Annotated in this window: 7 protein-coding genes; 4 read left to right on the top strand and 3 right to left on the bottom strand. The window is 56.3% G+C overall.

The window, feature by feature from the left end; all coding sequences use genetic code 11:
• Positions 1–114: 114 nt before the first annotated feature.
• The 4 genes from A936_RS19115 (at position 115) to A936_RS19130 (ending at position 3474) form a co-directional block, all read left to right on the top strand.
• Positions 115–1083 (top strand): cellulase family glycosylhydrolase, encoded by a 969-nt coding sequence (locus A936_RS19115; protein WP_008460677.1) that lies wholly within the window; start codon positions 115–117, stop codon positions 1081–1083.
• A 113-nt stretch (positions 1084–1196) separates the two neighbouring features.
• Positions 1197–1961, top strand: coding sequence for a basic amino acid ABC transporter substrate-binding protein (locus A936_RS19120; protein ID WP_085938922.1), 765 nt, complete (start codon positions 1197–1199; stop codon positions 1959–1961).
• A gap of 39 nt (positions 1962–2000) precedes the next feature.
• Positions 2001–2765 carry an amino acid ABC transporter permease gene (locus A936_RS19125; protein WP_008460679.1) on the top strand — a complete coding sequence of 255 codons (765 nt, stop codon included), beginning with the start codon at positions 2001–2003 and terminating at the stop codon, positions 2763–2765.
• Entirely contained in the window at positions 2752–3474 is a 723-nt protein-coding gene (locus A936_RS19130) for an amino acid ABC transporter ATP-binding protein (RefSeq protein ID WP_008460680.1), read from the top strand. The genes A936_RS19125 and A936_RS19130 overlap by 14 nt, the downstream gene beginning before the upstream one ends.
• Before the next feature lie 187 nt (positions 3475–3661).
• Here A936_RS19130 and A936_RS19135 read toward each other — a convergent pair whose 3' ends face one another.
• The 3 genes from A936_RS19135 to A936_RS19145 all read right to left on the bottom strand — a co-directional run bounded on the left by A936_RS19135 (position 3662) and on the right by A936_RS19145 (position 7164).
• Positions 3662–4645: a nucleoside hydrolase gene (locus A936_RS19135; protein ID WP_008460681.1), complete on the bottom strand. Its 984-nt coding sequence runs from the start codon at positions 4643–4645 to the stop codon at positions 3662–3664.
• A 1-nt stretch (position 4646) separates the two neighbouring features.
• Positions 4647–5678, bottom strand: coding sequence for a LacI family DNA-binding transcriptional regulator (locus tag A936_RS19140; protein ID WP_008460682.1), 1032 nt, complete (start codon positions 5676–5678; stop codon positions 4647–4649).
• Positions 5679–5769: 91 nt separating this feature from the next.
• On the bottom strand, positions 5770–7164 hold the full coding sequence (locus A936_RS19145; RefSeq protein WP_008460683.1) for an MFS transporter: 1395 nt from the start codon (positions 7162–7164) through the stop codon (positions 5770–5772).
• Positions 7165–7584: the final 420 nt, after the last annotated feature.

Consider the following 7584-nt stretch of genomic DNA (forward strand, 5'->3'; position numbering starts at 1 on the left):
TGGTAATCCTTCACACTCGGCATCACGATTAATTTTTTATTGCAATCCTCACTCCCCGCAAATGGGAAAAGCATGCTAAATATTAGTTTTCCTTCGCTAAGTAACGTGCCGCCGATGTTAAAGCCAACTCTTATTCTGGTTGCCCTCTCTTTCTGTGCCAGTTCGTTTGCGCAGCAGCAGGATGTTTTGCCGCCCACCTGGACCAGCCAGCTTGGGGTGGGAATGAACGTTGACTGGGCATTAACAGAGCGAGGCATCCGCGAATTTGACCCTCTGACGGTGCGTGACTTTCAGCAGCGAGGCTTTGGCCATGTCCGCATTCGCGTTGCCGGGCCGATAACCCATCAGAAACTGGTGCATTTACGGCGCATCGTGGATGCCTGCGAGCAGTACCATATCGTGCCGGTGATCAGCTACCGGGCTGCGGAGCTGAAAGCGAAGCCGACCGCTGAAAATGCGGAAGATATTGTGGAGTGGTGGACGACCGTGGCGCGCTTTTTTGCCAAAAATGACGACTCGCTGGTGTTCGATATTATCGGGCAGCCGGAGGAGAAACTCAGCGCCAACCCTCAGTTGCTCAACCAGATTTACGACAAAACCGTGAAGGCGATTCATAAAATCAGCCCTCAGCGCCATATCTTTGTTGCGCCACGCAACCACGCCTCCCCGGAAGCGCTGGCCACGCTTAAAATTCCTGAATCCCGCCACGGACTGGTCATGGCTGACTGGCACCTGATGCCGGGCGGCCCAAAAAACTGGAACGGCAAAACATGGAACGGAAAAAAACAGTGGACGACGGGGACGGATGCTGAAAAAGCGGCTATCCACGCCCGCATCGAAACCGCCGTGCACTGGCAGCAGAAAACCGGCCATCTTTCCTGGGTCGGGAACTGGTCTCCTGGCAGTAAATTACCGGTCGATCAGCAGGTTGCGATGGCGACGTTTGTCGCCTGTGAATTACAAAAAGCGCAGATTCCGTATGCAGTCAACGGCGATGAAAAATTCTACGATGGGGAAGAGGGCGCCTGGCGGCCTGATATGGCGCCATTGCTGGACGCTATTCTGAAGCCTCAGTGTCAGTAATTATCACTCAGCGTGAATTATCTGTTGCTGCATTTCGGGTAATTATGTATTTTTATGCAAATTAACTGCATAAAAACATCATATATCCAGGGGCTTCTATGTTTACTAAAGCGATGAAATCAGTAGTGGCTGGCGGGTGTTTGCTCGCGGCATTGTTCAGTTCTGCTCAGGCGCTGGCGCAGACCTACGTTGTGGGTTCCGGCGGCACCTACCGCCCGTTTGAATACGAAAACAGCCAGAAACAGCTGGAAGGTTTCGATATCGACATCATCAAAGCCATCGCTAAAGCCGAAGGGTTTGATATCAAGCTGGTTAACACGCCGTGGGAAGGTATCTTCGCCACGCTGAACTCCGGCGATCGCGACATCATCATTTCCGGTATCACCATCACCGACAAGCGTAAAGCGATGGTCGATTTCTCCACGCCGTACTTCCCGGCAGAGCAATCCATCGTGGTGCCGACCGACTCTAAAGTAGATTCTGTTACCTCGCTGAAAGGCAAAAAAGTGGGCGTGGTTAACTCCAGCACCGGCGACATTGTGGTGTCCGACGTTCTGGGTAAAAACAGCACCGACATCAAGCGCTTTGACAACACGCCGCTGATGCTGCAGGAACTGACTGAAGACGGTATCGACGCCGCCGTGGGCGACGTGGGCGTGGTGAAGTACTACATCAAATCCCACCCGGAAAAACCGCTGAAGCTGGTGCCGGACAGCAAGTTTGAGCGTCAGTACTTCGGCATCGCGGTTGCCAAAGGTAATACCGAGCTGAAAGGCAAAATCGACGCCGGCCTGAAGAAAATCATTGCCGACGGCACCTACGCTAAAATTTACGCCACCTGGTTCGACAACAACGTGCCAACCCTCCCGGCAGAGTAATTATCAATCGGGGCCGCTCCGGCCCCAAAAAGGACAGGTATGACCGGATTTCGCTGGGAGATAATCTCAGAATACGCGCCGTTATTTATGCAGGGCGCGCTGATGACCATCAAGTGCACCATTATCTGCGTGATTTTAGGCACGACCTGGGGGCTGCTGCTGGGGCTTGGGCGTATGGCTCACGCCGATGACGGCCCGTGGAAGCACGTGCTGCGTTATGCCGTGCAGTGGCCAGTGCGCGTTTACGTCAGCGCGTTTCGCGGCACGCCCCTGTTCGTGCAGATCATGGTGGTTCACTTTGCGCTGGTGCCGCTGTTTATTAACCCGCGCGACGGGATCATGATCACCAGTGGAATGATGTCCGTGGACTTCGCCCGCGACCTTCGCTCCGAATACGGCGCGTTTCTCTCCTGCGTGGTGGCGATCACCCTTAACGCCGGGGCCTATGTGTCCGAGATTTTCCGCGCCGGTATTCAGTCCATCGACAAAGGGCAGATGGAAGCGTCACGCGCGCTGGGTATGGGCTGGGGCAAAACGATGCGTAAGGTTATTCTGCCGCAGGCGTTCCGCCGCATCCTGCCGCCGCTGGGCAACAACGCGATTGCCATTGTGAAAGACTCGTCGCTGGCATCCGCCATCGGTCTCGCCGACCTGGCCTACGCGGCGCGTACCGTTTCCGGCGCTTATGCGACTTACTGGGAACCGTACCTGACCATCTCCGTGGTGTACTGGGTGCTGACATTCCTGCTTTCGCTGCTGGTGCAACATATGGAAAAGAGGTTTGGCAAAAGTGATTCACGTTAAGGATTTACAGAAACAGTTTGGCAAAACTCACGTGCTGCGCGGTATCTCCTGCGATATCGCGCCTCAGGAAGTGGTTTGCGTGATTGGCCCTTCCGGCTCCGGCAAAAGTACGTTTCTGCGCTGCCTGAACGCGCTGGAAAAACCGGACGGCGGCGAAGTCGTAGTCAACGGTTTTGCGGTACACGACCCAAAAACTAATCTCAACACGCTGCGCGAAGGCGTGGGCATGGTGTTCCAGCGTTTTAACCTGTTCCCGCACATGACGGTGCTGGAAAACCTGATCATGGCACCCATGTCGCTGAAAGGGCTGTCCAAAGCGGAAGCGGTAAACCGCGCCGAAAAGCTGCTGCAAAAGGTCGGCCTGCTGGACAAAATCGACGCCTGGCCTTCGAGCCTCTCCGGTGGCCAGCAGCAGCGCGTGGCGATTGCCCGTGCGCTGGCGATGGAGCCGTCGATAATTCTGTTCGACGAGCCAACTTCAGCGCTGGATCCTGAGCTTGTCGGCGAAGTGCTGGCGGTGATGAAACAGCTGGCGCAGGAAGGGATGACGATGATTATCGTGACCCATGAAATGGGCTTTGCCCGCGAAGTGGCGGACCGGGTGATCTTCATTGACCAGGGTGTGATTCAGGAACAGGGCGTGCCGGCGCAGATCTTTAGCGCCCCGCAAAACCCGCGAACTCAGGCCTTCCTCAGCAAGGTTCTGTAAAAAAGGGCGCTTATGCACCCTTTAACGTTGCTGACAAAGAGGGAAAAAGCGTGGTTTTTTCCTCTTTGTGGTTATCAGCCGAAAATCAACAAATTGATTTTCCTGTTTTTTAACTAGTCGTCTGGTTTTCTTCTATCACCAGCGTTTTTTAGCAGTAAAAAGGTCGCTTAAGCGCCCTTTCTATTGTCTATGCAAACTGGCGGATATGCCGATCGATAAGCGCCAGCAGCTTCTGGTTATCCACGGTTTGCAGCAGCTTGACCGGCTTACCCTGCGGCGCGTCAACGTTCACTGCCAGCCGCAAATGTTCCGGGCCATACCGCAGGGTTCTGCCGCGGCTCAGCCCGTTCAGCGACACATCCACATAATCCTCCGCCCAGCTTACCAGCTCGGGCTCAAGCAGCCAGGCAACGGTCAGCACATCGTGGATCCAGCAGCCCGGCAGTTGGCGAGTTTGCATGGAAAAATCCATCCACGGGCGAATGGTGTCCACGAGAAAACGGCTCAGGCGGTTATCGCAGGTGGCCAGCGCATCTAAATCCTGGTGAGTCATCATGGTTTGGGTGGTGACGTCCATCGGCACCAGAACGATGTTTGCGCCGCTGGTCAGCACGGCGTGTGCGGCCTCCGGGTCAACGCCGAAGTTGGTATCCTTCAGGTAGCCGTCAACGTTAAACACGCCGCCCATGATGACAATCTCTTTTACCGCGCTCGCCATCTGCGGGTAAAGCTGCAAAGCCAGCGCCACGTTGGTCAACGGGCCGATAGCTATCAGCGTGATTTCACCAGGATTCGTACAGATAAGCTCGCCCATCTTATGCACCGCCAGCGGGGCCACTTCGGCCAGCATTTGCGGGGCAGTAACGTCCTTCCACAGGTGGCGCAGACCCACTTTATCGACTTTGTGATCCAGATGTTCCCGCCACGGTGCTGAAGGCTCGATCAGCGCACGCGAAGCGCCGCGGGCGATCTCAACGGCCATGCCCAGGCGAGCGACTAAATCAGAGGCGACGGCGTAGCCCACTTCGCTTGGCGTATTGCCGGACACGGTGGTAATAAGCTCCAGAGAAATCTCTGGCGCCGCCAGCGCCAGGGCAAGGGCCAGACCGTCGTCTACGTTAGCCCCGGCAACGCCGTTACCCGGATCGCAATCGATAATTAAACGCTTCATGTTACTTATAACTTCCTGCTGTGGTGAGGGAGTGACAGCCGCAGGACTCGCCAATCTCCAGCTCAAAATCAAATTCGTGTTTATGCGGCTGCCCGTCCCACTTTTTCAGCATTTCGATGGCTTTTTTTGCCATTTTCGTGACGGGCTGGCGAACCGTCGTCAAAGAGGGTACGTTGAAGGCCGATTCCAGGGTGCCGTTGAAGCACACCAGGGCGAGGTCTTTCGGCGCGGAAAGCCCGTGTTCAGACAGTGCTCTCAGGCAGCCAAAGGCCTGTTGTTCATTGGTGGCAAACAGCGCCCGAGGCAATTCGCCAGCCAGCATTTGCTTTGTGGCATCGTAGCCGCCCTGGCGAGTGTAATCCGTTGAAAAAATCCATTCAGGGTGCACGGTAAGGCCCGCTTCTTCCAACGCCAGCCGCCAGCCGCTGATGCGATCCTGAGTGTTTAGCATCTCCTGTGGCCCGCAAATAATGGCGATATCGCGATAGCCGTGCTCAATCAGATGGCGGGTTGCGCGCCGTGCGGCGTGCTGCTCGTTAACCTGAATCGAGCAAACGTTCAGCTCCGGCTCAACCCTGTCCAGCATCACGCAAGGCGTGCCGCTGGCCTGGATAAGATCGATGTAAGGATGCCTGTCGACGCTGGTATAAATCAGCCCGTCCACCTGGCGATGTAGCAGGTTATTGATAAGCTCCAGCTCGCGGGCGCGGTCATCGCCGGAATCCCCCAGCAAGAGCACCCGGCCATCGGCAAAAGCCTCCTGCTGGAGCGCGTGCGCCATGGACGAGATAAACGGGTTGGCGATATTGGGCACGACTAAACCGTAGGTGCGCGTGGTGCCGCTGGCCAAAGCCCTGGCAATGCCGTTCGGGCGGTAGCCGGTTTTCTTGATGGCGGCGAGCACGCGCTCACGCGTCGCCTGCGCGACCGGACGCGGGCCGTTGTTAATTACGTAGCTGACGACCGCGACGGAAGTCCCTGCTTCTTTGGCGACTTCAGCGCGGGTAACGCGGTGTACTTGAGGCTTAGTCACTGAATACCTGCTTTATTTGGCTGGCGGGCGATAAACGGAGCCACAGCATAAAGCTTTGCTCCGTAAAAATCGCCGTCAACTCTGTGACAAATCAAATAGCGTCTTCCGGCAGATTAAGGTCGCGACCTCGGGTCTCAGGTGCAAAGAAGGTGGTCACCAGCCCGATGCCCGCCATCACTGCAAAGTAGAGCGCGATAGGCCACCAGTGCCCGGTCCAGGAGAGCAGTGCGGCGGCAATCAGCGGTGCAGTTCCGCCGGAAAGCATCGACCCCAGCTCTTTGGCAAACGCCATCTTGGTATAGCGGTTTGTCACGCCGAAAAGCTCCACGCCCCAGGCGGCCTGCACACCGAAAATGCCCAGCGAAGCCAGCCCCATGCCGACAACGATGGTTGGAATAACGATCATCGGCTCGCGAGAGTCCAGCAGCATAAAGGCCGGGAAAGCGTAGATAATCAGCAGCAGGCAGAACCAGCGGTAAACGATCCGGCGGCCAAAGCGGTCGGAGAGCCAGCCGGCAAAAGGAATAATGGCGAAGCCCAGCACCGAGGCGATCAGCACCGCCAGCGTGGGGACGGATTTATCCACCGCCAGCACTTTGGCGACGTAGCCAATGATAAAACCCTGGGCGAGATAAGAAGGGCCGTTTTCACCAATGCGTAGCCCGACCATGGTCCAGAAGGCGCGGGTCCTCTGCCAGAAGCTGCGAGGATCTTTCTGCTGCTCGGCCAGCCCCTTTTCCCGCACCTGTTTACGCTCGGCTTCCAGCAGCGCTTTTTGGCGCTCAAACACCGGGGTTTCACGCAGATGCTGGCGAATAATCAGGGCAACAGCGGCAATCAACATGCTGCACAGGAACGGAATACGCCAGCCCCAGGCAAGCAGCGTCTCTTTATCCATCTGCAGCACCAGTAGCCAGGTCAGAGAAGCCAGCAGCGTGCCGCTGTTGGAGCCCAGCCCGATAATGGATGACACCAGGCCACGGCGTTTCACTGGCGCATATTCACCCAGCATGACGGTACCGCCGGACAGCTCCGCACCCGCGCCAAGCCCCTGGGCAAAACGCAGAATCACAAGGCAGGTTGGCGCCCAGACGCCAATTTGCGCGTAGCTTGGGATCAGGCCAATAAGCGTAGTGGAGCAGCCCATCAGCGCAATGGTAATGACCATCACCATTTTTCTGCCGTAGCGGTCGCCCAGCCCGCCAAACAGCAGGGCGCCTATTGGCCGGGCAACAAAGCCCACGGAGTAAGCGGCAAAGCTGGAGAGCAGCGCCATGACGGGCGTGGCATCCGGGAAGAACACATCGCCAAAGATGATCCCGGCCGCCAGGCCATAAAGCGCGAAGTCCGCGTATTCCATCGTGGTGCCGAGCCAGCAGGAGAAGGTGGCGCGAATAAAATCACGTTTACCTTCCGGCGTGGCCAGACGCTCTTCTGCCGCGTGTTGCGCCGAAGCCGGAGGAGGGGAGAAAGTGCTTGTCGTCATTAGAGTTCTCACAGAGATCGAACGTTATCTGTTGGCGAAGATGCCATTTTTAATCATTTCTCGCAGTGTATCTACGCGCGTAGATTGATCAAATAATTAAACCGGAAGTGAGAGTAAGGTAACTAAATGACAAAAATATGACGGGGAAGGTGACCTTCACCCTAATCCTCTCCCTGGAAGGGAGAGGGGACAGAACAGCATTCAGGCCAAAGATGCGGGTTTCTTCCGGCCCTTATTAGGTGAGGGGCCGATCGGGAGCAAAATATGCCGGGGTTTTCTCCCTCTCCCCTTTGGGGTGTACAGTCCGGGGACATGGTAGACAGGTGTTCGCAGACATGGTGAACACTTTTTAACATCCTTTACCCATGGTGATCGACTTATTCTTCAGGTCGATCACCCCCACTTTCGTGCTGTACCACC

It is taken from the genome of Enterobacter sp. Ag1 (genome assembly GCA_000277545.1).
GTDB lineage: Bacteria > Pseudomonadota > Gammaproteobacteria > Enterobacterales > Enterobacteriaceae > Cedecea.